The organism is Oerskovia paurometabola (genome assembly GCF_016907365.1).
Taxonomy (GTDB): Bacteria; Actinomycetota; Actinomycetes; order Actinomycetales; family Cellulomonadaceae; genus Oerskovia; species Oerskovia paurometabola.
Window position 1 is genome coordinate 845,907 of record NZ_JAFBBV010000001.1, and the last position, 25,412, is coordinate 871,318.

Consider the following 25,412-nt stretch of genomic DNA (forward strand, 5'->3'; position numbering starts at 1 on the left):
GTCGGGTCCCCTCGATGATCCCCGATCGCTCACGAGGAGGCAGCCCGTGCCGACCCCGACGGCTCCCGCACCGCCCGCCACGACCCCGCGCGACCCCGCGCGCACCCTCGCCCTCCTGTGGGGCCTGCACGCGGACCGTGGCGCGCGCGGACCCCAGCAGTCCCGGACGCCCGACGAGGTGGCGAGCGCCGCCGTCGGGCTCGCGGACGCCGAGGGGGCGCTCACCGGCCTGTCCATGCGCAAGGTGGCCGCCGAGCTGGGGATCGGCACCATGTCCCTCTACACGTACGTCCAGAACAAGGACGACCTCGTCGACCTCGTGGTCGACCGTGCGTACGGCGAGCTCTACCCGCACGGGGAGGCCCCGGGAGCGACCTGGCAGGATCGCCTGCGCTCGGTGGCACGCGCCAACTGGGACCTGTTCGCGCGGCACCCGTGGCTCCTCGACATCGACCTCGCGCGCCCCGTCCTCGGCCCGGGCGAGACCCGCAAGTACGACGTCGAGCTGCGGGCGATCGACGGCATCGGGCTCGACGACGTCGCGATGGACGCGACCGTGACGCTCGTCGTCGGGCAGGCGACCACCGCGGCGCGGCGGGCGCGCGCGGCCCGGCTCGCGCACGAGGAGAGCGGGCAGACCGACGACGAGTGGTGGGCCGTGAACGCCCCGCTCCTCGAACGGATCAGCGAGATGAGCACGTTCGCCGTCGCCGGGAGGGTGGGTGCCACGGTCGGCGAGGCGCAGCAGTCCGCCTACTCGGCCGAGGCGGAGCTGGAGTTCGGGATCGACCGCATCGTCGCGGGCGTGCAGGCACTGGTCGCGTGAGGTCCGCGCAGGCCCTCCGGACCGGACGCACCAGCCCGCTCGTCACGGTCGCCCAGGTCCTCCTGACCCTCGCGGGGATCCTCTACGTCGGGGTCGTCCTGGAGGCTGCCGCCGGGTGGCCCCTCGACCCGGCCCGCTCCTACCTGTCCGAGCTCGCCGCGCTCGACCAGCCGACGTCCGCGCTGTTCCGGGGCACCGACCTCGCCGCCGGGGCCCTCGTGGTGACGGGCCTCGCGGTCCTGGGCGTCGCGTACCGGCGTCGGCGTGCGGCCGGACACCCGGCGGCGACCCTCCTGCAGCGGGTGACGGCCTGGGCGCTCGTGGTGTTCGGGCTCGCCACCATGGCCGACGCCCTGCTGCCGCTCGACTGTGCCCTGTCGGTCGGGAGCTGCGCCGCGCGCGAGGACGCAGGGGTCCTGAGCCCGGCCCACCAGGCGCACACGTTCTCGAGCGTCGCGTCGGGGATCGGCTCGTTCGTCGCGAGCGCAGGCGTCGTGTGGCTCGCGCGTTCCCGACGGCGCACCCTCCTCGGGTTCACGGCCCGCCTCGCCGGCGCCCTGGGGCCCGTCCTGGGCGTCGTGACCGGCACGATCGGCATGTTCGGCAGCCCGCTGCCCCTCGGCACGGGCATCGCGCAGCGCATCCAGATCGTCGCGTTCTCGGTCGTCCTGGTCCTCGCGGTGCAGGTCCTGCGGATCCCCGCAGCCTCATCCACAGCCTCCTCCGAGGCGGGTCCCAGGGACGCGTGATGGACTGGGCCCCATGACGACGGCGACCCCGCCCCCCGCCACGTGGGTCATCCTGCCCGGCCTCCTGCTGGCCCCCTCCGACATGGAGCCGCTCGCGCGCGTGGTGCGGGACCAGTTCCCGGCCGCGACCGTGCTCGTGCTCGACTCGTGGGAGACCGCCGTCACCGCGCCCGTCGCCGCGATCCGGGCGTCGCTCGGCCTGGCCGGTCGGCATGCGTCCGCGAGCATCGGCCTCGTGGGGCACAGCGTCGGCGGTCTCGCCGCGATCGAGTGGGCGCTGTCGTTCCCCGAGGAGCTCGGGGCCGTGGTCCTGCTCGACCCGACGGCTCCGTTCCTGCCGCGACGTCCCGAGCGGCCCGCCCCGGTCGGCGCGACGCTGCTCGCCGAGAGGCTCGTCCACGCGGGCGGCACCCTGCTCTCGCGTTGCGGGGCGGTGACGAGGCGCGGGCCTGCGCTGCGCCGTCGGGCCTGGTACGACGGCACGCACCGCCCCGACCCCATGCCCGACGACGAGGCCGCCCGCCGCTACGGCACGCCGGAGGCCTGGCGCCTGCTGGTGGGGCAGTACGAGCAGAGCTGGTCGCAGGCCGAGCGTGTCACCGAGCTGTTCGCCGACCGCTCCGACGCGCTCGACCTGCTCGCGGTACGCCCCGTCCAGCTCGTCGGGTGGGGGACGCGCGGGCAGGGCCCGTTCCTGCGGGAGGAGCGCGAGCTCGGGGCGCGCCTGGGCGCGCAGGTCTACGGCCTCCCGGGGGAGGGGCACCTGTTCCCGCTCACGAGGCCCGACGTCGTCGCGCAGGTCCTGCGTGGAGAGGTCCCCGACGGGGCGCTCGCACCCGACGCGGACGCCGCCTTCCGGTAGAGCGGGCGGCTACCAGCCGGCCGCGTACTCGAAGTGCCAGGGCTCGGGCTTCGACCCGTTGGGACGAGCCCACGCCGGGTTGTCCCACCCGTACAGCGGGGCGTTCGCGCGCAGCCACTTGTACTGTGCCGATCCCGGGCTCGACGCCGGAGCGGCGAGGTCGATCGCCAGACCCCAGCCGTGGTTGGACGTCCCCGGGACGGCCGCCAGGCCGGGCTTGGCGGCGCGGGTCGAGACCTGCTCCGAGAAGGAGCGGTACGAGTCCGTCATGGGGATGGCCGCACCGAACCGCTGCGCGTACGCGGCGGACAGCTCCTCGAGCATCGCGGCCGCGTCGCAGCGCAGCGAGTGCCTCGGGGCGAACGACAACGACGTGAGTGCGGACGCCGGGATCTTGCCGTTCGCGAAGTTGGCGGAGCCGCACTGGTCGAGCAGCGTGGCCGCACGGACGCGGCGCTCGGCCGCGAGCTCTGCCGGGGTCGCGGGGGCCGGGGTGACGACCGACTTGGACGTCTCGCCGAAGTCGTTGAGCTGCATGGCCATCTTGTCCATCGCCTGGCCGAGGTCTGCGGTCGTGACCGGACCTGTCGCCACCTCGTCCTGTGCGACCGTCGTGTCGGCGACCTCGACGCTGTCCGCGAGCGACGCGCGCTCGGTCGAGCGCGACGCCCGCTGCGAACCCTCGCTGCGCTCGGCGAGGATCGACTCCTTGAGCGCGACGAGCTCGGCACGCGCCGTCTCGAGCTCATGGGTGGGGGTCGAGGAGGCCTCGGCGCGAGCCAGCAGAGCCTCCGCCTTGGCGATCATGTCGTCGTCGGCAGCGAGGGTCGTGGTGTTCGTCCCCTCGTCGTCGGCGAGGTCCGCCTGCTGCCCGCCGGGGGCCAGGTCGCCCGACGCCGTGCCGGGGATGATCATGGGCACGCACGCCAGGGCGCCGACGAACGCCGCGCCCGTCGCGGCGCGCGCCACGAGACGCGAGCCGAACAACGTGCCGCGTGCCGGCGTCGCGGGAGCCACCGGTGTGGCCGCGGTCGCGGGGGCACCCGACTTGCGCTCGCGCCGGCTCAGCGGCGGGAAGACCGGGCCGTCGAGCGCCGGCGTCGTGGAGGCGTCTGCCGGTCCGGCGGCGACGACCGGCGTCGGAGCCGAGCGCAGAGGGGTCGGCGCGGGGACCATGACGACGGGGATCTCGCCCGAGGGGGTCTGGAGCGGTGCCACGGCCTCAGGGGCCGCGCGCCGGATGCCGGTCGGCGGGAACGGAGCGGTCCGAGGCGCTACCGTGACGGCGACCTGCGGAGCGGGGGCGACCGGGGTGGCTGCGGTCGGCACGGGGAACGGTACGAGAGGGGCCGGGTGGGGCGCGGCCTGCGGCACGGCGAACGTCGCGGGACGCGTCATGGCGGTGTGCCGGTGCTCGACCTGCAGGTGGTCGGCGGGAGGGCGTCCTTCGCGTCCGGCCGCGGCGAGCTCTCGCGCGCGAAGCTCGGCCTGACGTTGACGCCGCGTGGGGGTCGGCGCCGCGCCGTGCGGGCGCTGCTGGACCGGTGCGGACGTTTCCACCTGACGTGACTCCTGTGCTCTGGGACGGCCTCCGGCAGGAGGTCGGTACTGACTTCGTGGTGCGGGAGCCAGTGGTCGTTGCCGTCCGTCGTGCACCCGATCGCGGCCTACGTTACTCGTTCGTTATCGATGCGCGGAACCCCGTCGGGCCCCGATGTGACCGGGGCCGCACGATGGTGCGGAAAACTCGTCCGATCCCGCCCGCGTACTCTTCCGCGGCCGGCCGACGGGTGTCCGGTACGTCAGGGTTGGCGCGGGTCGACCGTCGCCCGGTCGGGCGGCCGGCCCCACGGCCTGTCAGCCCCGCCCCGACGGGCGGACGAACGGGAACGCGAGCGTCTCGCGGATGCTCGCCCCGATGAGCATCATGTAGACGCGGTCCACCCCGATCCCGAGCCCGCCCGTGGGCGGCATCGCGAACTCGAGGGCGGACAGGAACTCCTCGTCGACCTCCATGGCCTCGGGGTCGCCCGCCGCGGCGAGCAGCGACTGCTGCGTGAGCCGGTTGCGCTGGTCCACGGGGTCGATGAGCTCCGAGTAGGCGGTGCCCAGCTCGGCGCCGAACGCCACGAGGTCCCACCGCTCGGCGAGCCGCGGGTCGCGGCGGTGCGTGCGGGTCAGGGGAGAGGTCTCGAGCGGGAAGTCGGTGTAGAAGGTCGGCTCGACCGTCTGCCCCTCGACGAACGCGTCGTAGAGCTCGGTCACGATCGCTCCGTGCGTCATGTCGGGCGTGAAGTGGACGCCCTTCTCCTCGCAGATCGCCTGGAGCGTGGCCATCGGGGTGTCCGGCGTGACCTCCTGGCCCACGGCACGGGACACGGCCCCGTGCACGGTACGGACGGGCCACTCGCCGTCGAGCCGGACCACGGTCCCGTCCGCCCGGCGGGAGACCGGTTCGCCGTGCACGGCGACCGCGGCCTCGACGATGAGGTCGCGTGTGAGCTCGCGCATCGTCGTGTAGTCGCCGTACGCCTGGTACGCCTCGAGCGACGTGAACTCGGGGTTGTGGGTCGCGTCGACACCCTCGTTGCGGAAGTTGCGGCCCAGCTCGAAGACCCGACCGACGCCGCCGATCGCGAGCCGCTTGAGGAACAGCTCGGGCGCGATGCGCAGGTACAGGTCGAGGTCGTACGCGTTGATGTGCGTCGTGAAGGGTCGGGCGTTCGCACCGCCGTGCACGCGCTGCAGGATCGGGGTCTCGACCTCGATGAAGTCGCGGGCCGCGAGCGAGTCGCGCAGAGACTTCACGGCCTTGCTGCGTCCGCGCAGGATCTGCGCGGTCCGGGTGTCGAGGGCCAGCTCCATGTGCTTGAGCCTGACCTTGGCCTCGGCGTCGGCGAGGCCGCGGTGCTTGTCGGGCGGCGAGGTCAGGGCCTTGGACGCCATCTGCCACGCGCTCGCGTGCAGCGACAGCTCGCCGCGGCGGCTGCGGGTCAGGTCGCCCGTGACGCTCACCTGGTCGCCCAGGTCGACCGCGCGCCGCCAGAGCCCCAGGTCGGGACCGGGGCGGTCGGCCGTGAACATGACCTGGATCTCGTCGGTCCCCTCGCGCAGGTCCGCGAAGATCACGCCGCCGTGGTCGCGCAGGCGCACCACACGCCCGACGACGGACACGTCGCCCTGGGGGGCCACGTCGCCCGGCGACGTGCTCGTCCCGGCCGGTGCCGCGCCGTCGGGCACCGGCGCGCCCTGCGTCTGCCCGATCGAGTGGCCCCGGCGCACCGCCTCGCCGATCGAGACGGTGCGCGGGACGGAGACGGGGTAGGGCTCCATGCCCGCCGCGCGCAGCACGCCGAGCTTCGCGTGGCGCGTGGCCTGCTGCTCGGTCAGGCGACGCGTGGGGGCGGAGACCGTGAGCAGCGCGGTCTCCTGGGCGCGCACCGCCTCGGCGAAGGCCGCGGAGACCTCGGGCCGGTGCAGGTCCGGCGAGCGGTCGCGGCGGTGGAACAGGTTCGGGGTGTTCGGCAGGAAGCCCTCGGCCTGGCCCACCGCGAAGATGACCTGCGTGAGCTGGCCCGCGTTCTGGAAGCACAGCAGTCGCGGCTTCCAGTCCGGCAGGTACTTCTCGTTCGACTTGTACAGCGAGTCGAGCTGCCAGAACCGCGACGCGATGAGCAGCACCCGGCGGTTGAAACGCTGGATCGGGGTCGCGCCGATGCGCGCGCCCTGCTCGAACGAGCCGCGGAACATCGCGAAGTTCATCGAGATCCGGTCGACGCCCGCCCCGCGGCCGGCCTTGACGAGCTCGGTCACCATGAGCTCGGTGACGCCGCTGACGGCCTGCGGGTGGCGGCGCATGACGTCGAGCGACAGGCCGCGGCGGCCCCACGGCACGAACGACAGGAGCCCGCGGGGGTTCCCCTCGGCGTCGTGCGCGGAGACGATCATCTCGCGCGGGTCGGCGGCGTCCCCGAGGCGGCTCAACGACATCGAGAAGCCCCGCTCCTCGCCGTGCCGCCACTCGTCGGCCGCGGCGACCAGAGCAGCGAGCTCGTCGGCCGGGATCTCGGCCTGGCGGCGCACCAGGACCCGGTAGCCCTCGCGCTCGGGGCGTGCGACCGCGTGCCGCACCGAGCGCATCGCCGGGCCGTCGAGCGTGAACGTCCGCGTGTTGATGATGGCCTCGTCGCCCAGGGCGATCGGGTGCAGGTCCACGGCCTGGAAGGCCTTGGCCCCCAGCTCGCTCGTCGACAGGACCGCAGGCACCCAGCCGAACCGGCGGGCGTGCGCGCGCCACTGCTCGATCGCGTCGGGCCAGCTCGCCTTGTCGCCGATCGGGTCGCCCGCCGCGAGGCACACGCCGGAGATCACCCGGTAGGACACGGCCGCCCGCTGGTCCTGGGAGAAGATCGCGCTCCGGTCCCAGCGCGTCGCGAAGTACTCGAGCGAGTCGTCGCTCGGGTGCTCGAGCAGGAGCTTGCGCACCGCGAGCTCGTCGGCTGCCTCGACCTTGGCGTCGTGCGGGGCCGAACGCATGAAGACCGCGATCGCGAGCACCAGGGCGAGCGCCGAGACCAGGCCCGCGACGAGCGCGAGCCACCCGGGACCGGAGCCGTCGGCGTGCAACGGGTAGTCGCTGGGCTTGAGACCCAGCGCGACGGACAGGCTCCAGTTCACCCGGTTGCGGATCCCGTGCAGGGAGTTCGGCACGACCTCGAGCAGCAGGAGCGTGAGGAACGCCGAGACGGCCACGCCGCCCACGAGCACGAGGATCGCCCGCCACCACGCACCCTTGCTGACCCGGGCCGGGAACGCGGACCGGGCCGCGATCAGCAGGACCACCGCCACGACGGCCACGACCCACGACGCGATCTCGAGGGGGGACAGGACCAGCCCGTCCGCGCGCAGCGCCTGCTTGTCCTCGTCGAAGACCCACAGCAGGCCCACGGCGAGCCCCAGCACCGCGACCGGGAACTGCCACACCACCACCACGAACCACAGCGCCGCGCGCTGGCGCCGCAGCAGGCCGCTCGCGATCACGCCGACCAGGACCACCGAGAACACGCTCGGGAACGTGGGGATGTTCAGGACCGCCAACCAGTCGCTCACCGTCCGGACGAAGCCCGGGGCGAACAGCAGCAGGACCAGGGCGAGCACGAGCCAGAAGGCCACGGCCTGCACGATCCTCCCCGCCCACGAGGCGACGGTCTCCGCCCAGGGTGGGGCGGAGGTGCGAGAGAGGGAGGTCGAGCGGGGCATACGTGCTCCTCGAGGCAGGCGGTGCCACCATTCAAGCGCAGGAGCGGGGTTTACGACGGGGGAACACGGCGGGTGCGCGCAGGCGCGTGCCGTGCGCGGGTCGTCCCGACGACTCGTCGGGCGGACCCGCGCACGGTGCGGGGAGACCGCTACTGCACCGTGAACGTGACGGGTGCGGACACGAGCGTCCCCTTGAACAGATGTCCCCCGGTCGCCTGCTGGGTGCCTCCCCACGTGCCGTCGGTCTGCTGCAGCGCGTACGAGTTGATCATCCAGGGGAGGGTCGCGTGCAGCTGGTACGTGCCGGGGGCCAACGGTTCCGGGGTGCCAGGACCGTTCCCGCACGTCGCGGTCGGGACCAGCGAGATCTGGTTGTCCAGCGTCCTGCCTGGTTCCAGCTCCACGTTGCCGTACGAGTCGGTAGGGGTCTGGGGGCTCGAGACGATCACGCCGTCCTGCGAGATCACGTACTCGTAGAGGAAGAAGAAGTCGACCACGTCGGGCCGGGCGTGCGGGCTGACCGTGACCCTCCCGGGGATCGCAGGTCGGGACGAGGCGTCCAGCACCGGCACGGGACCGACGACCTCGAGCCGCGCGAGCAGCTCGTCGCCCGTTGCCGCCGGTGCGGGCTGTCCGCACTGGAAGGTGACGTCCATCGTCTGCGGTGCGGGGAAGGTGACCTTCTCACCGTCGAAGGCGCCGGGCAGGAAGGTCGGCGGCTCCGGGGCCTCGGGGGGCGTCTCCGGCTCGACGGGCAGGGCGACCGCGTGGCCGTCGAGGCTGGTGACCCTCCCCTGGTCGTCGATCGCCACGGTCCACGGGCCCCCGACGACGGTGCTCGCGGCCGCCGTGCCACCGACAGGCGTGAGCTCGGTCGCGAGCGTCCCGACGGCCGTGTACGTCCCAGCCGTGGGAAGCGGGGCGTCGCCGCAGCGCCCGATGCCCGCGAGCCCGAGCGGGCCGGACTCACCGGGAGCGAGGTCGAGCGACGTCCTCGCGCCCTCGGTAGGGGGCTCGCCGGTCGTCGAGGACGACACCACCTGACCCTCGGCGTCGAGCAGGTAGACGGCGACGAAGCCCGTCGACGACGTGGTGAGGGAGGCGTCACCGGTGTTCGTGACCTTGAGCGGTGTCTCACCTGCGACGTCGGACGGGTCAGGGCCGAGCGTCAGGGGGGTGGTCGTCGCGAGGAGCTCCGAGAGGTCGTCCCCGCAGACGGGGGCGAACGTGCCGCCGAGCGGCTCGACGACGTCGGAGGTCGGCGTCGGCGTCGGGACCGGGGGAGCCGGCAGGATCTCGACGGGCGCGGGGGCGAGGAGCCCGGAGAGCCCGATGCCCGCGACGCCCAGGAGGACGAAGCCGCCCGTACCGAAGGCGGCCGCGCGCCGGCGTCGGGATCTCTTGACGAGACGGTGGACCTCGACGGTCCCGGTGGTTCCGTCGGTGGCGGCGGCGCCCGCGCTCGCGGCGATGTCGGAGAAGGCGGCGTCCAGGTGCAGGGGAGTCGAGGGCTGCTGCTTGTCGTTCATCGGGCTCCTCCCAGGGGAGTGACGTCGAGGTCGTCGGACGGGGTGTCGATCGGCCCGAGGCAGGCGGCGAGCTTGCTGTTGGCATCGCTCAGGTAGCGCTTGACCGTGCCTTCGCCGAGCGAGAGCTGGTCGGCGACCTGCCGGACCGTGAGGTCGGAGTAGAAGCGCAGGACGACGCACGCACGCTCACGGGGCGAGAGCGTCATGAGTGCCTTCTGCACGTCGACGCGGTCGTCCGTGGCGGCCGGGGTGCCCGGTCCCGTCTCTCCGGTCCCGCCGGGGTCGTGGAGCAGGTGCCGGACGTTCTCCCAGTGGCGTCGTCGCCGGAACCCGTCGAGGTAGGTCGTGAGGATCGCCTTGCGGACGTAGCTCTCGGCGAGCTGGAAGTCGGTCGCGGCACGCCCGCGCCGGAACGTTCGTACGAGTCCTTCCTGGACGAGGTCCTCGGCCTCCCGCAGATCGCCGCACAGCAGGTACGCGTACCCCACGAGCGCTCTCCGACGGGTGCGGACGATCTCGTCCAGCACCTGTTCCCAACGGGCCATGAAGTCCTCCTGCGTCGATCAGCGTGCCGTGTCACCGCTCTCAACGAACACCAGCGGCGAAACGTTGGGGTAGAGCGACGTCCTCGTCGGGCGGCGGCCGTTCTCAGGACACCCGCGGCGAGGCGCCGACGGCCTGGGGCCTCGATCACCACCTGGCGATCGAGGCCCCAGGCCGTCGGCGTGTGGGTGCGGGCTCGGCGTCGCCGAGGGGCTACTCCCAATACTCGCCGCACGCCCCGTTGACGAAGTCTCCGCCCAGCTCACTGTCTCGGACGAGCTTTCCGTGCGCCTGGACGGCCCACCAGAAGCGAGGGGCGTCGAGCCACCTGGACCGGATCTCCTGGTACTCCGGCGACGAGACGGCTGGTCGCAGGTCGGCCGCGAGTGCGTAGATGTCCGTGCTGAAGGCTTCGTACACGCTCGTCGTCGTGTCCTCGGTCGACCTGAAGGCTCGGCACGTCTCCCGGTCGGTCGTCGCGGGCGCCGCCTTCGGAGTTCCACCGTCCAGGACGCGAAGGGCGAAGGTCGGCACCTGCCCCGAGGAGTTCTCGGTGACCGCGTAGGTCCCCATGAGTCGCGAGAAGCCGGCGTCGGTGAAGACGGCCCCGCCCTCGAGCTCGAGCCTCCAGCCGTCGTCGCTCGCGGTCCGTTCTCGAGGTGCGACGTCAGAATTCTTGTGCACGGTGAGCGTCCGCTTCCCGTCGCCCGTGGTGACGATCTGGATCTCCTGGAAGTTGTCGGACTCGAAGGTGAGGTCGACCACGGCCGGAGCCCCGGTGCGCGAGGCTCTACGGAGCGCCTCGAGGACCATGGACGTGTCGTCCCAGAGCGCGTCGCGTACCTCGACCGGGTCGGGCCGGGGCTCCGGCGTGATCGTCAACGGGACGGGTTCCGAGACGAGCCATCCGTCGAAGAGCGTCCCGGTCGCCTCGTCGCCCCAGGTCCCGTCCGGTCGCTGGGCCGAGTAGCCGGTGAGGGGGAACCGGTGCAGTGCGAAGACCTCGTAGCTTCCTGCCGGCAGTCGTGAGAGCTGACCGCTGGCTGCACCGCACGTCGGGACCGTCGTGACCTCCATCTCCCAGCCGGCCGACGACCCCGGGGTAGGCGTGGCCTCGCCCGTGGTCTCCGCAGCGGGGAGCGAGGAGCTCACGACGACCCCGTCCTGAACGACCACGTAGGCCCCCGTGGCCGAGTCGTCGTAGCGGAGCCGCACCTTGTCGTCGAACGTCATGAGGACCGGCGCGGTCGCCGAACCTGGGGTCTGAGTCGCAAGGTCGGGGATGTCGATGCTCAGACGGGCGGGCAGGTCGTCACCTGTCGGGGTCGGGGCGGGCTGCTGGCAGGCGAGGGCGGTGGCGGTGATCGCGGCCGGGAACGTCGGCGGCGGCTCGGGTGTCGGCGAGGGGGTCGCCGTCGGCGACGGGGACTCCGCAGGCGCGATCGGCTCGGGCCGCACGTCCTGCGGGATCGAGAGCGCGGCGACGCCGAGGGCCCCGGCGACGCACAGGGTCGTCGCTCCGAGGGCGACCTTCTTTGCTGCCCGACGGCGTCGCGTCCGTCCGCGGACGACGTCGAGGTGGGCGTCGAGGCCGGGCAGGGACGCGTCGTCGACCAGGTCTCGCAGCGCGCGGCCCAGGTCGTCCTCGTGGTTCGAGGGTCCGTTGTCGATGGTGCTCACGCGATGTTCCTCCCGTTCGTCGTGTGCGGCGCCTTGGCTGGTGGCGCCGGGTCGGTGGTGGGCCCGGCGGTGGGTGCGGGGGATGTCGCTGTCGTCGCGGTGGACCCTGCGATCGGGGAAGCGGCGCCCAGGGTCTGCTGCATGACGGTCATCGCGTCGGACAGGTGACGCTTGACGGTCCCTTCGGCGCACCCGAGCTCCTCGGCGATGCGGGGCACCGTCAGGTCCTCGTAGTACCGGAGCACGACGCACGCACGCTGCCGCGGCGTCAGGCCGGCGAGCGCCCTGGCCGTGTCGGCGCGGGCCGAGGCGGGGGCTTCCGGTCCGGCCACGCCCTCGCGCTGCCCGACGAGATGGCGCAGTCCGAGCCAGTGCCGTCGACGGCGGTACCCGTCGAGGTAGAGCGTGAGGATCGCGCGGCGCACGTACCCCTCGAGGTGGGCGACGGGGCGGTCGGCCCCCTGCGCAGCCGTGTCGTCGAGCGTGAAGAGCCGGGTCCCGCCCGGAGGTGTGGCAGGAGCGGTCCGCCCCTCCGTCGTCGCGCCCCTCCCGCGGAGCCTCGAGAACACCTTGACGAGTGCGTCCTGCACCACGTCCTCCGCGTCGCGCCTGTTCCCGCAGAGCAGGTAGGCGTACCCCACGAGCGCGGTCCCACGCTGTCTGGTCAGCGCGGTGAGCTCGTCGTCCCAGTCGGCCACCGTTCCCCCTTCGTCCTCAGCCCGACCGCCCTTGGTGGGCGGTGTCACTGATCATGACGCGTGGTGCGCGTGGATCGTTGGGGGTGAAGTCCGGCGCGTGACGCACGTCGCCCCGCATCCCGGGTGGGGGGTGCGGGGCGGTGGGGGTGTGCTGGGGTGGGTGGTGGTCAGGGGGCGGTGACGAAGAGGTGGCGCGCGACGTCGTCGGGCAGGTCCAGGACGGTCTCGGCGCCCTGCGCGGAAACCGTGTACGACCCGGCCTCGGGGGTGATCGTGACCTCCTGGCGGGGCAGGATGCCCGCGGCCGCCAGGCGCGCGAGCAGGTCCGTGTCGGTCTGCAGGGGCTCGGCGATGCGCTGCACGACCACGCGCAGCGCCCCGGGGGCGCGCCCGGCACGGTCGGCCGCGGCCACGTACGCGGGCAGCGACACGACCCCGTCGAGGTACTCGATCTCCACGATGTCCTCGCCCAGCTCCGACAGGCCCGGGATCGGGTTGCCGTACGGGTCGTGGTGCGGGTGGTCCAGCAGACCGATCAACCGCTTCTCCACGAGCTCGCTCATCACGTGCTCCCACCGGCACGCCTCGACGTGCACGAACTCCCAGTCGAGCTTGATCACGTCCGTCAGCAACCGCTCCGCCAACCGGTGCTTACGCATCACCCGCTGCGCCTTCGCATGACCCTCAGCAGTGAGCTCCAGATGACGATCCCCCGTCACCACGACCAGACCATCACGCTCCATGCGCGCCACCGTCTGCGAGACCGTCGGACCCGAATGACCCAACCGCTCCGCGATCCGCGCACGCAGAGGGACGATCCCCTCCTCGTCCAGCTCATAGATCGTCTTCAGATACATCTCGGTGGTGTCGATCAGGTCGGTCACGTCGCGCTCCGGGCTAAAGTTGAAGGATTCCAATCTTGGAACGTCTCCACATGCTACGTCACGTGCGAGCCCACGACGAGACGGCTCGACGCCCGCTCCGCGACGTCGCGCACGACGTCTCGTGACGCACGCCACACATGGCTAGACTCGGGCGCATCCTCCGGGGGTGCCGGAGGGCCAGCCGGTGACCCCGGTCCAGCAGTCGTCAAGGAGGACGGATGCTCACGCTCAGCTCCACCAGTCTCACGATCGTCGCGGTGATCGGGGCCATAGGCCTCGCCGCGCTCGTCTTCGCGTTCGTCCTCAGACGCCAGGTACTGGCCGCTCCCGAGGGCACCGCGAAGATGCAGGACATCGCCCAGGCCATCCAGGAGGGGGCCTCGGCCTACCTCAACCGGCAGTTCCGGACCCTGGCGCTGTTCGCGGTGATCGTCTTCGGTCTGCTGTTCCTCCTGCCCGGCGACGCCGGGATCAAGGTGGGCCGGTCGGTCGCGTTCCTCGTCGGTGCCGGGTTCTCCGCGTGCATCGGCTACCTGGGGATGTGGCTCGCGGTGCGCGCGAACGTGCGCGTCGCGTCCGCCGCGACCCGGCCCGGGGGACGGGCCGAGGGGGCGCGCGTCGCGTTCCGGACCGGTGGCGTGGTGGGGATGTCCGTCGTGGGTTTAGGCCTGCTCGGTGCGGCCGGCGTGGTGCTGCTGTACCGAGGGGACGCTCCGGCTGTGCTCGAGGGGTTCGGGTTCGGGGCTGCACTGCTCGCGATGTTCATGCGCGTGGGCGGCGGGATCTTCACCAAGGCGGCGGACGTCGGTGCGGACCTGGTGGGCAAGGTCGAGCAGGGGATCCCCGAGGATGACCCGCGCAACGCCGCGACCATCGCGGACAACGTGGGCGACAACGTGGGGGACTGCGCGGGCATGGCCGCAGACCTCTTCGAGTCGTACGCCGTCATGCTCGTCGCGGCCCTCATCCTCGGCAAGGCCGCGATGGGCGAGCAGGGGCTCGTCTTCCCGCTGATCGTCACGGCCATCGGCGCGTTCGTCGCGGTCCTGGGCGTCTTCATCACGCGCGTGCGCGGCAGCGAGAACGGCCTGCGGGCCATCTACCGCGGGTTCTACCTCTCGGCGCTGCTCGGCGCGGTCCTCGCGGGCGTCGCGGCGTTCGCGTACCTGCCGTCGTCGTTCTCGGAGCTGTCGGGCACCGCGGACCTGGGCGACGTCACGAGCGACCCGCGCGTGGTCGCGGCGCTCGCGGTCCTCATCGGCGTGGTCCTGGCGGGCATCATCCTGTGGGTCACGGGCTACTTCACGGGCACGACGTCGAAGCCCACCCTCCACGTGGCCGCCACCTCCCGCACGGGAGCGGCCACGGTCGTCCTGTCCGGGATCGGGGTCGGGTTCGAGTCCGCGGTCTACACCGCGGGCATCATCGCGGCAGCGATCTGCGGGGTCTTCCTCATCGCGGGCGGCTCGGTATGGCTGTCGCTGTTCCTCATCGCGCTCGCGGGCTGCGGGCTCCTGACGACGGTCGGCGTGATCGTCGCGATGGACACGTTCGGGCCCGTCTCGGACAACGCGCAAGGAATCTACGAGATGTCCGTCGGCGAGGCCGGTGACGGCAACCCGGAGGCCGCGCAGATCCTCACCGACCTCGACGCCGTGGGCAACACGACCAAGGCCATCACCAAGGGCATCGCGATCGCGACCGCCGTCCTCGCAGCGACCGCGCTGTTCGGGTCGTACGCCGACGCCGTGGGCGGGGCGCTCGCGGACATCACGAACCCGGCCGGCGGCCTCGTCGTCTCGATGCTCGACTACTCGATCATCTCGCCGATCACCCTGGTCGGCGTGATCCTCGGCGCCGCGACCGTGTTCCTGTTCTCGGGCCTCGCGATCGACGCCGTGACCCGCGCTGCCGGCGCGATCGTCTACGAGGTGCGCCGCCAGTTCCGCGAGCACCCCGGGATCATGACGTACGACGAGCGCCCCGAGTACGGCAAGGTCGTCGACATCTGCACGCGCGACTCGTTGCGCGAGCTCGCGACGCCCGGCCTCCTGGCCGCCTTCGCACCCATCGCGGTGGGCTTCGGGCTCGGCGTCGGACCGCTCGCGGGCTTCCTCGCGGGGGCCATCGGGGCGGGCGTGCTCATGGCCGTCTTCCTGGCGAACTCGGGCGGTGCGTGGGACAACGCGAAGAAGATCGTCGAGGACGGCGCGTACGGCGGCAAGGGGTCCCCGGCGCACGAGGCGACCGTCGTCGGCGACACCGTGGGCGACCCGTTCAAGGACACGGCCGGTCCGGCGATCAACCCGCTGCTCAAGGTCATGAACCTGGTCGCGGTGCTTATCGCTCCCGCCGTGGTCGCGCTGAGCGTACCCGCGGACGCCAACCACGCGCTGCGCATCGGGATCGCCGTGGTCGCGGCGGGCATCGCGTTCGGGGCCGTCATCCTGTCGAGGCTGCGTGCGGCGCGCGTGGACCGCGAGCAGATGTCGGAGGAGCCGCAGGCGGTGCGGACGAGCTGAGGTCGCGCCCTCCGGCGGCGGGGTGTCAGGACGAGCGTGGCCTCGAGGTCACGCTCGTCCTGACACCCCGGCTGCCGGGTGGGTCGCTCGCGTCAGCGCCAGTGCTCGAGCAGCCGCGCCGTCGTCCCCGTCGCCTTGTCGAGGACGTCCTCGGTCCCGTCGGCCGCCGCGGACAGGAGTGCTGCGTCGATGAAGTGCCCCAGGAGGTCGACATCGGTGACGTGGTCGTACCCGCTCGCCTCGAGCACGGTCCGCAGGGCCGCGAGCAGCCGGGGGCGGGACGCGCGCAGGATGGGGCGCAGCGCGGGGTCGCGCATCGCGGTGAGCACGGGGTCGAGCCGGACGTCGACGACCTGGTCGTCGACCGAGGGTGCGTAGAACGTCTCGATGAGCAGCCGAGCCGTGCTCGCGGTCGAGCGGTCGCGTCGCGCCAGGCCTGCGGCCTTCTCGGTCGCGGCCGTGCCGCGCAGCTCCTCGGCGGCCTCGACGGCGGCTGTGACGAGCGAGGAGCTCGACGGGAAGTAGTACGAGGCGGAGCCCTGCGGCACGCCCGCCGCCCGGGCGACCCGTCGGTGGGTCACTGCGGGGAACCCCTCGGCGAGCAGGAGGCGCGCGGCGGCCTCGACCATGACGCGCTGGCGGTCGCTGCTGCGGGCCTGGACGGGGACGCGGGCGTCGGTGCTCCGGCGGCGGGCGCCCGCAGCGAGGTCCGGCGGGCCGGTGAGGGGAGTGTCAGGGCGTGCGAGGAGGGGCTCGACCTCCGGCCCGGTGTCGTGGGAGGGGTCGACCATCTCTCGCTGCGTCGCGCTCACGCGGTCATCCTAGGGAGGAAACGGACCAAGGGGGCGACGAACGCCGTGGAGGACCGGTGACGGTCGCGGAGCAGGGCGGGAACGGTCGTCGGTGGCGGATTTTCTGCGCAGGGTCACCAGCCCGCATCATGGAGGGATGAAGACCTCGTTCCTGCGCCCGACGACGGCGCTCGCCGTCGTCGCGCTGCTCGCCCTGGGGGCCTGCTCGGGAGGCGACGACGCCGCGTCGTCCGCCTCGTCGCCGAAGGCGGCCGCGAGCGAGAGCACGCCCGACAGCGCTGCTGTCGACGCCGCGACCGACGCCGCCTCCGCGGCGGACGCGGACGCCGGGGCGGCCGCCGCGGCAGAGGGCGGCGAGGCGGCACCGGCCGTCGACACGTCGTTCTGTGCCGCGACCGAGACGGCATGGGCCGCAGCCAACACCGCGCAGGTGTCGATGAGCGTGGACCACCCGCGCACCCTGGTGACCGGCTTCGAGAACGCCCGGGTCGCGCTCACGAGCGTGGAGCCCCCGGCGGACGTCGCGGCCGACTGGAAGACCGTGACGTCCTACGTCTCGACCGCGGCCAAGGCGCTCGCGAAGGCCGACGGAGACTCCCCGAAGGAGATCGTCAAGGCGCTCGACGACGCGGGCAAGGACCTCGACACCGATGCGATGACGGCGGCGTCGGCCCGCGTGACGGCCTACCTGGACACCACCTGCACCGGGTGAACCGGATGGGGAGAAGTCCCCTCGGGGCGAATTCTGGCGACGTTGCTCTCAGCAATGCTCCAGGATGGGGTCCGTGACCAACCGAAAGAGCTCGACCACGACCGTCAGCGGCCTCGCGACCGCCGTCCTCCTGACCCTCTCGCTCGCAGCCTGCAGCGGCGGTGGCGCCGATGTCGCCGCGTTCTGCAAGGCGGGCGAGGACCTCGACGCCACCATGGCCGACGTCGACCCGTCGGACCTCGCGAGCACGGGTGACGCGTTCACGACCCTCGCCGCCGAGATGAAGAAGATCACGGCCCCAGACGAGGTCGCCGCCGACTGGACCGTCCTGACCGAGGCCATGTCCGGGGCCGGTGCGACGTTCACCGAGCTCGACGACCTCGACCCGACCGACCCGGCCTTCCTCGACAAGGCGACCGCGGTCGGAGAGGACATCGAGAGCGACAAGGTGACGGCCGCGATGAAGAACCTCGAGACGTTCTCCGCGGAGAACTGCACGGCCTGACCCGAGAGTCCCGGAGGGGCCGGTCACGCAGCGCGCGCTGCGGGGCCGGCCCCTCGTCGTGGGCGCCGGGTGCCGGGGGCAGGGTGCCCCGCGGCCGCCCGGGGGAGGATAGGGGCATGTCCCTCGGTGAACCCACGATCGACCCACGCCTCCTGCCGCTGCTGCGCGACGACCTCGCAGCTGCCTCCTACACGGTCGACGGGGTCGAGGACTTCCTCGGTCCGCTCGCGGCGGCGGCCCTGCACCGCGAGCAGGCAGTGCCCGCCCTGCGTGTCGCCCGGGCCGCGCTCGACGACGCGACGGGTGCGGCGTCGTCGGGCCGCAAGGACCCTCGTGCGGTGCTCGCCGCGCTGTTCCTGCTGGGCCTCGAGGTCCGCCGCGCGGACCTCGACGCCGCCCTGCCGGGCGTCGGGGCAGATGGCGCCGCTCGCCTCGGGCTCGTGGCCGCGGCGGGCAACGGGCCCGACGACGGCGTCCGCGCCCTGGTGGACCTGCGCCCCTACGCCGCGGCCGACGCGGCCGGTCCGGTCACGTGGTGGCTGGCCTCCGACCTGGGCGAGCTCGCGACCGGGCGACGCCTCGCGGGCGACCACGTGCTGGGCGCGGGTGGCGCCTCGATCACGCTCGCGCAGGTCACGATGCGTACCCCGGTGGGCCGGGTGCTCGACCTCGGGACCGGCTGCGGCATCCAGGCCCTGCACGCCTCGCGGCACGCGCAGTCGGTCGTCGGGACCGACATCTCCCGGCGTGCGCTGCGGTTCGCCGAGTTCAACGCCGCCCTCGACGGGGTGCGCCTCGACCTGCGGGAGGGTTCGATGCTCGACCCGGTCGCGGGCGAGCAGTTCGACCTCGTGGTCTCCAACCCGCCGTTCGTCATCACGCCGCGCGGGACCTCGGGAGCGACCAGCGCCCTTCCTGAGTACGAGTACCGCGACGGTGGGCGCGCGGGCGACGACCTGGTGCGGGACCTGGTCCGAGGCGTCGGGGACGTGCTGGCGCCGGGCGGCGTCGCGCAGATGCTCGGCAACTGGGAGCACCGGCGGGGCGAGCCCTGGACCGAGCGAGTGGGTGCCTGGCTGGAAGAGGCCGGGCTCGACGGCTGGGTCATCCAGCGCGAGGTGCTGGACCCGGCCGAGTACGCCGAGACGTGGATCCGCGACGGCGGCACGACCCCCGAGCGTGAGCCCGGGGCGTGGGCGGCGTCGTACGAGGCGTGGCTCGACGACTTCGCGACGCGCGACGTCGAGGCCGTGGGCTTCGGGATCGTCACGCTCCGCAAGCCCGCCGAGGGGCACGGCGTGAGCCTGCGCCGCCTCGAGGAGCACACGGGGGCGGTGCGTCAGCCGCTCGGCGGGCACCTGGCCGCCTCGCTCGCGGCCCACGACTGGCTCGCAGCCCGTGACGACGCCGCGCTCGCGTCCGCGCGTCTCACGGTGGCTCCCGACGTGACCGAGGAGCGCTACCTGACGCCCGGCGCCGAGGACCCGAACGTCGTGATCGTGCGGCAGGGCGACGGCCTGGGCCGAGGGATCCAGGCGTCGACCGGGCTCGCGGCGCTCGTGGGGGCGAGCGACGGCGAGCTCACCGTCGGGCAGCTGATCGGGGCGATCGCGTCGCTGTTCGAGGTCCCGACGGGCGACCTGGCGGGCGAGCTCCTCCCGGCGGTCCGTGGCCTGGTGAGGGACGGCTTCCTGCTCACGTGACGCTCGGGGTTGCCTCTAGGGTGCCGAGCACGGGGTTGAGGTCGTTGTCCCGGCGATGACGGCCTCCACCTCGTGCTCGGCCGCACGGAACCTCCTGGTCGGCTGCAGCGACCGGAAAGGCCGTGCGGCGCGCGCCGCGCCTCCCTAGGTTGAGCCCATGACCTCTCGAATCCAGCACACGACGTTCGACGCCCGCGACGCCTACGCGCAGTCGGTCTGGTGGTGCGGGGTCCTCGGCTACGTCGAGGACCCCGACGACCCGAACCTGCCCGGCCACGAGGAGTGCATGATCTTCCCGCCCGCCGGCACCCACGCCCCGGCCGAGTCCCGCGGACGCCTGCTGTTCATCGAGGTCCCGGAGGGCAAGGAGATCAAGAACCGGCTCCACCTGGACCTGCGGCCCACCGACGGGACGCGCGAGCAGGAGGTCGAACGGCTCGTCGGCCTGGGGGCGACCAGGCTCGCCGACCACCGGCGACCCGACGGCTCCGGGTGGGTCACGCTCGCGGACCCCGAGGGCAACGAGTTCTGCATCCTGCGCAGCGACGCCGAGGTCGCGGCCCAGGGCGGCTGAGCCGCTGGGGCAGGCGAACCTGCTGCCGGGCAGCCGCTCCCTCCCGGTGCCGAGCATGCGGTTGTCGTCGTGAAGCGGCGGGTCTTCGACGCCAACCGCATGTTCGACGGACGCCAGCCGCATGCTCGGCAGCGCGGGGCCGCCCGCGGGGCCCCTGCGGAGCGTGCCGTCAGTCCCACCCGAGGACGGCGCCACGACCGACCCCGCCGCGTGGGCACGCGCGATCTTCGACGTCCGCTCGACGCCCCTGTGGGTGCGCGACACGCACCTCGACTTCCGCTGCGCGGTAGGGGTCGACGGCGCCGCTCGCCTCGTGCGCGTCACGACCGTCGTGCGTCTGCACGGCTGGAAGGGGCGCGCCTACTTCGTCCCGGTGCGGCTGGCCCACGGTCCCGTGCTGACCGCGATGCTGCGCCGGGCGGCCCGATGCCTGGGCTGACCCCGGCCCAGGTGCCGTGGCCGGCCCTCCGCCCGACGAGGCGCGGATCGTCACCCGCCGCGCTAGTTTCAGGCGCATGGACCTCGAGCTCCGTCACCTGCGGCTGATCGTCGCCGTCGCGGACCACGGGAGCGTGACACGGGCCGCGGCGGCCCTCGGGATCGCGCAGCCCGCGCTGACCGCGCAGCTCAACCGTATCGACCGTGCGCTCGGCGGGCAGGTCTTCACGCGCGACCAGCGCGGCGCCCACCCCACGGCCCTCGGTGAGCTCGTCCTGGGCCGTGCCCGCATGGTGCTGCCCGCCATGACCTCGCTCCTCGACGACGTCCAGCAGCACGTCAACCGTGACGAGGACGGCCCGGGGACGCTGCGGGTCGGGACCGTGGCGAGCGCGCTCGCGGGCCGGTTCGTGCACCGCCTCGTCACGGCACTGCCCGACGTCCGGGTCACGACCGCCACGAGCTGGTCCGTGGACGACACCGCGCAGCAGGTCGCGGTGGGCACGCTCGACGTCGCGCTCGTCGGCCTGTGCTCGGACGCGATCCCGCCCACGACGGGCGGCGTCGCGTGGTGGCGCGTCGACGTCGACCCCGTGTTCGTCCTGCTGCCGGACGCGCACCCGCACGCCGACCGCTCGTCGGTCCCGCTGGGTGAGCTCGCCGACGAGGTGTGGCTCAGCGGGCCCGGGGACGGCTGCTTCGAGCGCTGCTTCGCGCAGGCGTGCGCACGGGCGGGCTTCACGCCGTCGGGCCTGAGCGAGGCCGACCGGCCGACCGTGATCGACCTGGTCCAGGCCGGCCACGCGGTCGCCCTCGTCCAGCCGACGTTCCCCGACACCCCGGGCACGCAGGTCGTCCCGCTCGACGGCGCCCCGCTGCGGTGGGCGCACTACGTGGGCTGGCGCAGCGGTTCGGCGCACCTGCCCGTCGAAGTGGTGGTCGACGCCGCCGTCCGGTCCCACCACGACGCCGTGAGCCGCAGCCCGCGCTACCTGTGCTGGCTCGACACCTACGGGGAGACCCGTACATAACGCCCCGGTATGACCCGGCTGGCATCTGTGCCGCCCGCGTCCCGCTCCCTAGCGTGGGCCTCGTTCACCCGGCGATCCCGGGACCCGACGAAGGGACAGCGAGATGGCACGATCATTCTGGAGGACGCTCGCCACGGCGTGCGCCGCGACGGCGATGGTTGCCGGACCCACAGCGCTCGCCGCGAACGCGGCGACACCCAGCCCCGATGCACCGACGATCTCACCCCAGACCTCCTCGAAGGTCTCGCCCGAGGTGCTCCGTGCCCTCCAGCGGGACCTGGGGCTGAGCGCCAAGGACGCGACGAAGCGTCTGGCGTTCCAGTCCGACGCGGCGAGCACCGAGGACGCTCTCGCCGACAGCCTGGACGCCTTTGCCGGCGCCTGGGTCGACCCCGCGAAGAACACGCTGTACGTGGGCGTCGCCGACGACGCCGAGGCCAAGGAGGTCCGTGCGGCGGGCGCGACCCCCGTGGTCGTCGACCACACGCTCGCCGAGCTCGACACGTGGAAGGCGGCGCTCGACGGCGAGCTCGCCGACCCGGCCGCGGTCCCGAGCTGGTACGTCGACGTCACGACCAACCAGGTCGTCGTCAACGTGCACGACGGCGGCCGCGCCCTCGCGGAGCAGGCCGCCGCGAGCGCGGGCGTGCCCACCGAGGCCATCACCTACGTGACGACGACCGAGGCGCCTCGCCCGCTCATCGACGTGGTGGGCGGCAACGCGTACACCATGGGCTCCGGCGGGCGCTGCTCGGTCGGCTTCCCCGTGAACGGGGGCTTCATCACGGCCGGGCACTGCGGCACGGTCGGCACCCGCACCTCGGGGCCGGGCGGCACGTTCCGCGGGTCGAGCTTCCCCGGCAACGACTACGCCTGGGTGCAGGTCGACGCGGGGAACACCCCGGTCGGTGCGGTCAACAACTACAGCGGCGGGCGCGTCGCGGTCGCGGGCTCGACGGCCGCGCCCGTAGGGGCCTCCGTCTGCCGGTCCGGCTCCACGACGGGCTGGCACTGCGGGACCATCGCGGCCTACAACAGCTCGGTGACCTACCCGCAGGGAACCGTCTCGGGGCTCATCCGCACGAACGTGTGCGCCGAGCCCGGCGACTCGGGCGGCTCGCTCCTCGCGGGCAACCAGGCGCAGGGGGTGACCTCGGGCGGGTCGGGCAACTGCTCGTCGGGCGGGACGACGTACTTCCAGCCCGTCAACGAGGCGCTCGGGGCGTACGGGCTCACGCTCGTGACCTCGGGCGGTGGGGGCACCGAGCCGCCGCCGGCCGGGTGCCCGGGCTATGCCCGGACCTACCAGGGCAGCGTCTCGGCCGGGACCTCGGTCGCGCAGCCGAACGGTTCGTACGTCACGGCAGGCAACGGGACGCACCGGGTGTGCCTGAGCGGCCCGGCGGGCACGGACCTCGACCTGTACCTGCAGAAGTGGAACGGGTCCGCGTGGGCGAACGTCGCACAGTCGACGTCGTCCGGCGCGGCTGAGGCGATCACGTACGCAGGGACCGCCGGGTACTACCGGTACGTGGTCCACGCGTACGCGGGCTCGGGCGCGTACACGCTGGGAGCGACGACGCCGTAGCCCCCTCGGTCGAGAACGGGGTTGAGGTCGCTACCGGTCCGTTGGCGACCTCGACCCCGTTCTCGGCACCTTGGACGGACGCCGACGGCATGACCGGTCGGCGAAGTCCGTGGACACAGGGGCTCGCACCCTGCATCGTCGTCCCATGACTCGACGCGACGACCCGATGAGCTCCCGGCACTGGGCGGGGGGCTTCTACGAGCTCGCCCTGGTGGTGGAGCACCCCGACGACGATCACCTCGTCGACCTGGTCGCCGCCCTCGTCGCCGCCGTCGGCCTCTCACGTCTCACGGTCGTCGACGGCACGGTCGAGGCCCGCGTGGCCTCGGAGGACCGGGCGGGGGTCCGGGCAGCCGGTGGGGCACTCGTCCGAGGGGTGCACCTGCGCGGCGTGGCGCGCCTTCCGGGAGGTGGAGAGTCGTCGTGCGGGATCCTGCTCCTTCGGGGAGAGCGCGAGGACGGCGACGCCCGTGGTGCGGCGCCTGGCCCGAGCCTCGACGTCGGGGGACCGGACTGGTTGGTCCTCTACCTTCCCCTCGCGGGGCTCGACGCCGGGGGTGTCGAGGTCGACGGGTTCCCGTTCGATGACCGCTCGGGGGCCGAGTCCCTCACGTGGCGCCGCCCCCTCGACGAATGGTTGGCCGGAGTCTGTCGCTCGGTGCACCGGACCGTCCCGTTCGGGCGCGCCGTGATCGGGTTCGAGGTCGCGGGCGACGACGACGGCCTGGTCGAGCCGGACCGGCTCGCTCCCGCCGCTCCACGGGACCGGGCGCATCTCGTCGTGGGACCGGCCGGGCTGACCTACGTCGCGGCGGAGCGCTGACGCGTACGTAGCGCCCCAGGTCGAAAACGAGGTTGAGGTCGCTACCGGTCCGGTGGCGACCTCAACCCCGTTCTCAGCACCTTGGACGGACGCCGACGGCACGTCCAGCGAGCCTCGCGGTCGGCGAGGGCCTAGTCTCACGATCGTGCTGATCGCCATGGCGGGACTGCCCGGAACCGGCAAGAGTCGACTCGCGCGCCTCCTCGCGCGCGACCTGAGGGCGGTGATGCTCAGCGTCGACCCCGTCGAGGACGCTTTCCTGCGCGCGGGTGCGGTGCACGATGACGTCACGGGCCTGGGCGCGTACCTCGCCGTCGAGGCTGCTGCCGAGGAGAACCTGCTCCTGGGCCACGCCGTGATCGTCGACGCGGTCAACGACCACCCCGCGGCCCGGCAGCAGTGGGTCGACCTCGCGGCGCGGGCGGCCACCCGGCTCTGGTTCGTCGAGGTCTACCTCGCGGACGAGGAGCTGCACCGCGAGCGCCTCGTGACCCGGGGCACGCGGTACCCGTCGCTCCCGGAGCCCGGGTGGGACTCGCTCGCCGAGCGGGCCAGGGCGCTCGCGGGCTGGACCGACCCGCGCCTGCGGCTCGACGCCTCGCTCGACGACGCGGAGCTTCTCGCGGCGGCCAAGGACTGGCTGGACGGCTGAGCCCCGCCCGCCCAGCCTCGCTGCCGACCATGCGGTTGGCGTCGGAATCCGGCCGGGACGGGACGCCAACCGCATGGTCGGCAGGCGCCAACCGCATGCTCGGCCAGCCTCTCCGTCCTTATGCCCCGTCCGACCGGTAGCCACCCATCCGGTCCGCCGGGATCGTCAAGCCCACGGCGCGGTCCGCAGCCGAACCTGCGCGGTCCGCGGCCGCCGGCTCGGCAACGTCCACCGAGGCCGGCACCTCGCCCCGCCCGGCACCCGCGTCCTTCGCCTCGCTCCCGAGCCCGAGCAGCACCCACACGGGACCGAACACGACCCACGCCCCGAGCACGATCGAGACCCGCAGCGCCCAGGCCCACAGCGGGTCGTCGGGCCACTGCGCGGGCGGGAGCAGGCCGTCGTCCGCGACGACCGACAGGGTGCTGATGACTCCGAGCGCGATCACGGCGGCGATCAGCGCCTTGCCGAGCTCGCGCATCTCGTGCACGAGCCCCGCCAGGCCGTCCTTGGGGGGCTTGACGGGCGCGGGCCCGTCACCGAACCAGTGCGCGGCGCGGACGTCGGCCCACGAGACGATCGAGTGCCCGAACGCGACCGTGAACCCCAGGTAGACGGCCGCGAGCCCGTGCACGGCCTCGGGCGGCGACCCGCTCGCGACGTCCGCGATCGACACGGTCACGAGCAGCAGGTCGATGAGGGGCACGCTGAGCAGCAGGACCGTGCTGAGCCGCCGACGGTGCAGCACGTACCGTGAGATCAGTCCCGCGCCGAGCACGACCCAGAAGCCGACCTCGCACGCGAGGATCAGCAGGACCAGCGGGTTCTCCAGGAGGCTCGACATGGTGTCCATGCTGGTCGGGTGCCGGCCCGACGGCGTCGCCCACCTCGCCGATCTTCGCTCGCCGCGCGTACATCGTTCGACGGAGGGACCCGGTCGGCGGCAGCAGGGGCGTCGGGTGACCGTGCCGATCCCTGGATCGTGGGACCCGGCGCCTAGGATGCTCGGTGCGGCTGATCGT

22 protein-coding genes are annotated in these 25,412 nt (G+C 73.2%); 13 read left to right on the top strand and 9 right to left on the bottom strand.

Features of this window, described 5'->3' with window-relative positions:
• The first annotated feature begins 46 nt into the window (after positions 1–46).
• Genes JOD48_RS03800 through JOD48_RS03810 form a run of 3 tightly spaced genes read left to right on the top strand, consistent with a single transcriptional unit; the run spans position 47 to position 2,437 of the window.
• Positions 47–826, top strand: a complete 780-nt coding sequence (locus tag JOD48_RS03800; RefSeq protein ID WP_307823957.1) for a TetR/AcrR family transcriptional regulator — start codon at positions 47–49, stop codon at positions 824–826.
• Positions 823–1,575, top strand: a complete 753-nt coding sequence (locus JOD48_RS03805) for a DUF998 domain-containing protein (protein ID WP_204807486.1) — start codon at positions 823–825, stop codon at positions 1,573–1,575. The genes JOD48_RS03800 and JOD48_RS03805 overlap by 4 nt, the downstream gene beginning before the upstream one ends.
• A 13-nt stretch (positions 1,576–1,588) precedes the next feature.
• A complete protein-coding gene (locus JOD48_RS03810) occupies positions 1,589–2,437 on the top strand; it encodes an alpha/beta fold hydrolase (RefSeq protein WP_204807489.1) in 849 nt (282 codons plus the stop codon).
• Positions 2,438–2,446: 9 nt separating this feature from the next.
• On the opposite strand, the gene JOD48_RS20060 is transcribed toward JOD48_RS03810, so the two are convergent.
• The 7 genes from JOD48_RS20060 to JOD48_RS03845 all read right to left on the bottom strand — a co-directional run bounded on the left by JOD48_RS20060 (position 2,447) and on the right by JOD48_RS03845 (position 13,030).
• A complete protein-coding gene (locus JOD48_RS20060) occupies positions 2,447–3,997 on the bottom strand; it encodes a M15 family metallopeptidase (protein WP_204807491.1) in 1,551 nt (516 codons plus the stop codon).
• A 297-nt stretch (positions 3,998–4,294) separates the two neighbouring features.
• On the bottom strand, positions 4,295–7,696 hold the full coding sequence (lysX, locus tag JOD48_RS03820) for a bifunctional lysylphosphatidylglycerol synthetase/lysine--tRNA ligase LysX (RefSeq protein ID WP_191792161.1): 3,402 nt from the start codon (positions 7,694–7,696) through the stop codon (positions 4,295–4,297).
• A 149-nt stretch (positions 7,697–7,845) separates the two neighbouring features.
• On the bottom strand, positions 7,846–9,225 hold the full coding sequence (locus tag JOD48_RS03825; protein WP_204807494.1) for a hypothetical protein: 1,380 nt from the start codon (positions 9,223–9,225) through the stop codon (positions 7,846–7,848).
• Complete coding sequence (locus JOD48_RS03830) at positions 9,222–9,770, bottom strand: sigma-70 family RNA polymerase sigma factor (protein ID WP_191792163.1); 549 nt, start codon at positions 9,768–9,770, stop codon at positions 9,222–9,224. The genes JOD48_RS03825 and JOD48_RS03830 overlap by 4 nt, the downstream gene beginning before the upstream one ends.
• 211 nt (positions 9,771–9,981) lie before the next feature.
• Positions 9,982–11,448 carry a hypothetical protein gene (locus JOD48_RS03835; protein WP_204807496.1) on the bottom strand — a complete coding sequence of 489 codons (1,467 nt, stop codon included), beginning with the start codon at positions 11,446–11,448 and terminating at the stop codon, positions 9,982–9,984.
• Positions 11,445–12,146, bottom strand: a complete 702-nt coding sequence (locus JOD48_RS03840; protein WP_204807498.1) for an RNA polymerase sigma factor — start codon at positions 12,144–12,146, stop codon at positions 11,445–11,447. Before JOD48_RS03840 ends, JOD48_RS03835 begins: the two co-directional genes overlap by 4 nt.
• A 167-nt stretch (positions 12,147–12,313) precedes the next feature.
• A complete protein-coding gene (locus JOD48_RS03845) occupies positions 12,314–13,030 on the bottom strand; it encodes an iron-dependent transcriptional repressor DtxR (protein WP_204807500.1) in 717 nt (238 codons plus the stop codon).
• A gap of 218 nt (positions 13,031–13,248) precedes the next feature.
• On the opposite strand from JOD48_RS03845, the gene JOD48_RS03850 reads away from it, so the two are divergent.
• The gene (locus JOD48_RS03850; protein ID WP_204807503.1) at positions 13,249–15,552 is read left to right on the top strand and encodes a sodium-translocating pyrophosphatase; all 2,304 of its coding nucleotides are present in this window, start codon (positions 13,249–13,251) and stop codon (positions 15,550–15,552) included.
• A gap of 92 nt (positions 15,553–15,644) precedes the next feature.
• Here JOD48_RS03850 and JOD48_RS03855 read toward each other — a convergent pair whose 3' ends face one another.
• Positions 15,645–16,364 carry a TetR/AcrR family transcriptional regulator gene (locus tag JOD48_RS03855; RefSeq protein ID WP_191791824.1) on the bottom strand — a complete coding sequence of 240 codons (720 nt, stop codon included), beginning with the start codon at positions 16,362–16,364 and terminating at the stop codon, positions 15,645–15,647.
• A 136-nt stretch (positions 16,365–16,500) separates the two neighbouring features.
• Here JOD48_RS03855 and JOD48_RS03860 point away from each other — a divergent pair, with 136 nt between their 5' ends.
• The 9 genes from JOD48_RS03860 (at position 16,501) to JOD48_RS03900 (ending at position 24,390) form a co-directional block, all read left to right on the top strand.
• The gene (locus JOD48_RS03860) at positions 16,501–17,076 is read left to right on the top strand and encodes a hypothetical protein (protein ID WP_191791823.1); all 576 of its coding nucleotides are present in this window, start codon (positions 16,501–16,503) and stop codon (positions 17,074–17,076) included.
• A gap of 73 nt (positions 17,077–17,149) precedes the next feature.
• On the top strand, positions 17,150–17,581 hold the full coding sequence (locus JOD48_RS03865) for a hypothetical protein (protein WP_204807506.1): 432 nt from the start codon (positions 17,150–17,152) through the stop codon (positions 17,579–17,581).
• Positions 17,582–17,697: 116 nt separating this feature from the next.
• Entirely contained in the window at positions 17,698–19,284 is a 1,587-nt protein-coding gene (locus JOD48_RS03870) for a DUF7059 domain-containing protein (protein ID WP_204807509.1), read from the top strand.
• A gap of 157 nt (positions 19,285–19,441) precedes the next feature.
• The gene (locus JOD48_RS03875) at positions 19,442–19,858 is read left to right on the top strand and encodes a VOC family protein (protein WP_204807512.1); all 417 of its coding nucleotides are present in this window, start codon (positions 19,442–19,444) and stop codon (positions 19,856–19,858) included.
• A 163-nt stretch (positions 19,859–20,021) separates the two neighbouring features.
• Positions 20,022–20,297 (top strand): DUF2867 domain-containing protein, encoded by a 276-nt coding sequence (locus JOD48_RS03880; protein ID WP_307823958.1) that lies wholly within the window; start codon positions 20,022–20,024, stop codon positions 20,295–20,297.
• Positions 20,298–20,373: 76 nt separating this feature from the next.
• On the top strand, positions 20,374–21,327 hold the full coding sequence (locus tag JOD48_RS03885; RefSeq protein WP_204807517.1) for a LysR family transcriptional regulator: 954 nt from the start codon (positions 20,374–20,376) through the stop codon (positions 21,325–21,327).
• Positions 21,328–21,430: 103 nt separating this feature from the next.
• Complete coding sequence (locus tag JOD48_RS03890) at positions 21,431–22,915, top strand: S1 family peptidase (protein ID WP_204807520.1); 1,485 nt, start codon at positions 21,431–21,433, stop codon at positions 22,913–22,915.
• 145 nt (positions 22,916–23,060) lie between these two features.
• Positions 23,061–23,738, top strand: a complete 678-nt coding sequence (locus tag JOD48_RS03895; RefSeq protein WP_204807523.1) for a hypothetical protein — start codon at positions 23,061–23,063, stop codon at positions 23,736–23,738.
• A gap of 145 nt (positions 23,739–23,883) precedes the next feature.
• Positions 23,884–24,390, top strand: a complete 507-nt coding sequence (locus JOD48_RS03900; protein ID WP_204807525.1) for a P-loop nucleotide/nucleoside kinase family protein — start codon at positions 23,884–23,886, stop codon at positions 24,388–24,390.
• 118 nt (positions 24,391–24,508) lie between these two features.
• On the opposite strand, the gene JOD48_RS03905 is transcribed toward JOD48_RS03900, so the two are convergent.
• Positions 24,509–25,234: a hypothetical protein gene (locus JOD48_RS03905; RefSeq protein ID WP_204807527.1), complete on the bottom strand. Its 726-nt coding sequence runs from the start codon at positions 25,232–25,234 to the stop codon at positions 24,509–24,511.
• Between the last annotated feature and the right edge of the window lie 178 nt (positions 25,235–25,412).

Bases quoted from the DNA above. Each gene is read 5' to 3' on its own strand.
- JOD48_RS03830 (WP_191792163.1), bottom strand. From the start codon at position 9,770: ATGGCCCGTTGGGAACAGGTGCTGGACGAGATCGTCCGCACCCGTCGG.
- JOD48_RS03850 (WP_204807503.1), top strand. From the start codon at position 13,249: ATGCTCACGCTCAGCTCCACCAGTCTCACGATCGTCGCGGTGATCGGG.
- lysX (WP_191792161.1), bottom strand. From the start codon at position 7,696: ATGCCCCGCTCGACCTCCCTCTCTCGCACCTCCGCCCCACCCTGGGCG.
- JOD48_RS03825 (WP_204807494.1), bottom strand. From the start codon at position 9,225: ATGAACGACAAGCAGCAGCCCTCGACTCCCCTGCACCTGGACGCCGCC.
- JOD48_RS03895 (WP_204807523.1), top strand. From the start codon at position 23,061: ATGACTCGACGCGACGACCCGATGAGCTCCCGGCACTGGGCGGGGGGC.
- JOD48_RS03860 (WP_191791823.1), top strand. From the start codon at position 16,501: ATGAAGACCTCGTTCCTGCGCCCGACGACGGCGCTCGCCGTCGTCGCG.
- JOD48_RS03875 (WP_204807512.1), top strand. From the start codon at position 19,442: ATGACCTCTCGAATCCAGCACACGACGTTCGACGCCCGCGACGCCTAC.
- JOD48_RS03905 (WP_204807527.1), bottom strand. From the start codon at position 25,234: ATGTCGAGCCTCCTGGAGAACCCGCTGGTCCTGCTGATCCTCGCGTGC.
- JOD48_RS03870 (WP_204807509.1), top strand. From the start codon at position 17,698: ATGTCCCTCGGTGAACCCACGATCGACCCACGCCTCCTGCCGCTGCTG.
- JOD48_RS03810 (WP_204807489.1), top strand. From the start codon at position 1,589: ATGACGACGGCGACCCCGCCCCCCGCCACGTGGGTCATCCTGCCCGGC.
- JOD48_RS03890 (WP_204807520.1), top strand. From the start codon at position 21,431: ATGGCACGATCATTCTGGAGGACGCTCGCCACGGCGTGCGCCGCGACG.
- JOD48_RS03885 (WP_204807517.1), top strand. From the start codon at position 20,374: ATGGACCTCGAGCTCCGTCACCTGCGGCTGATCGTCGCCGTCGCGGAC.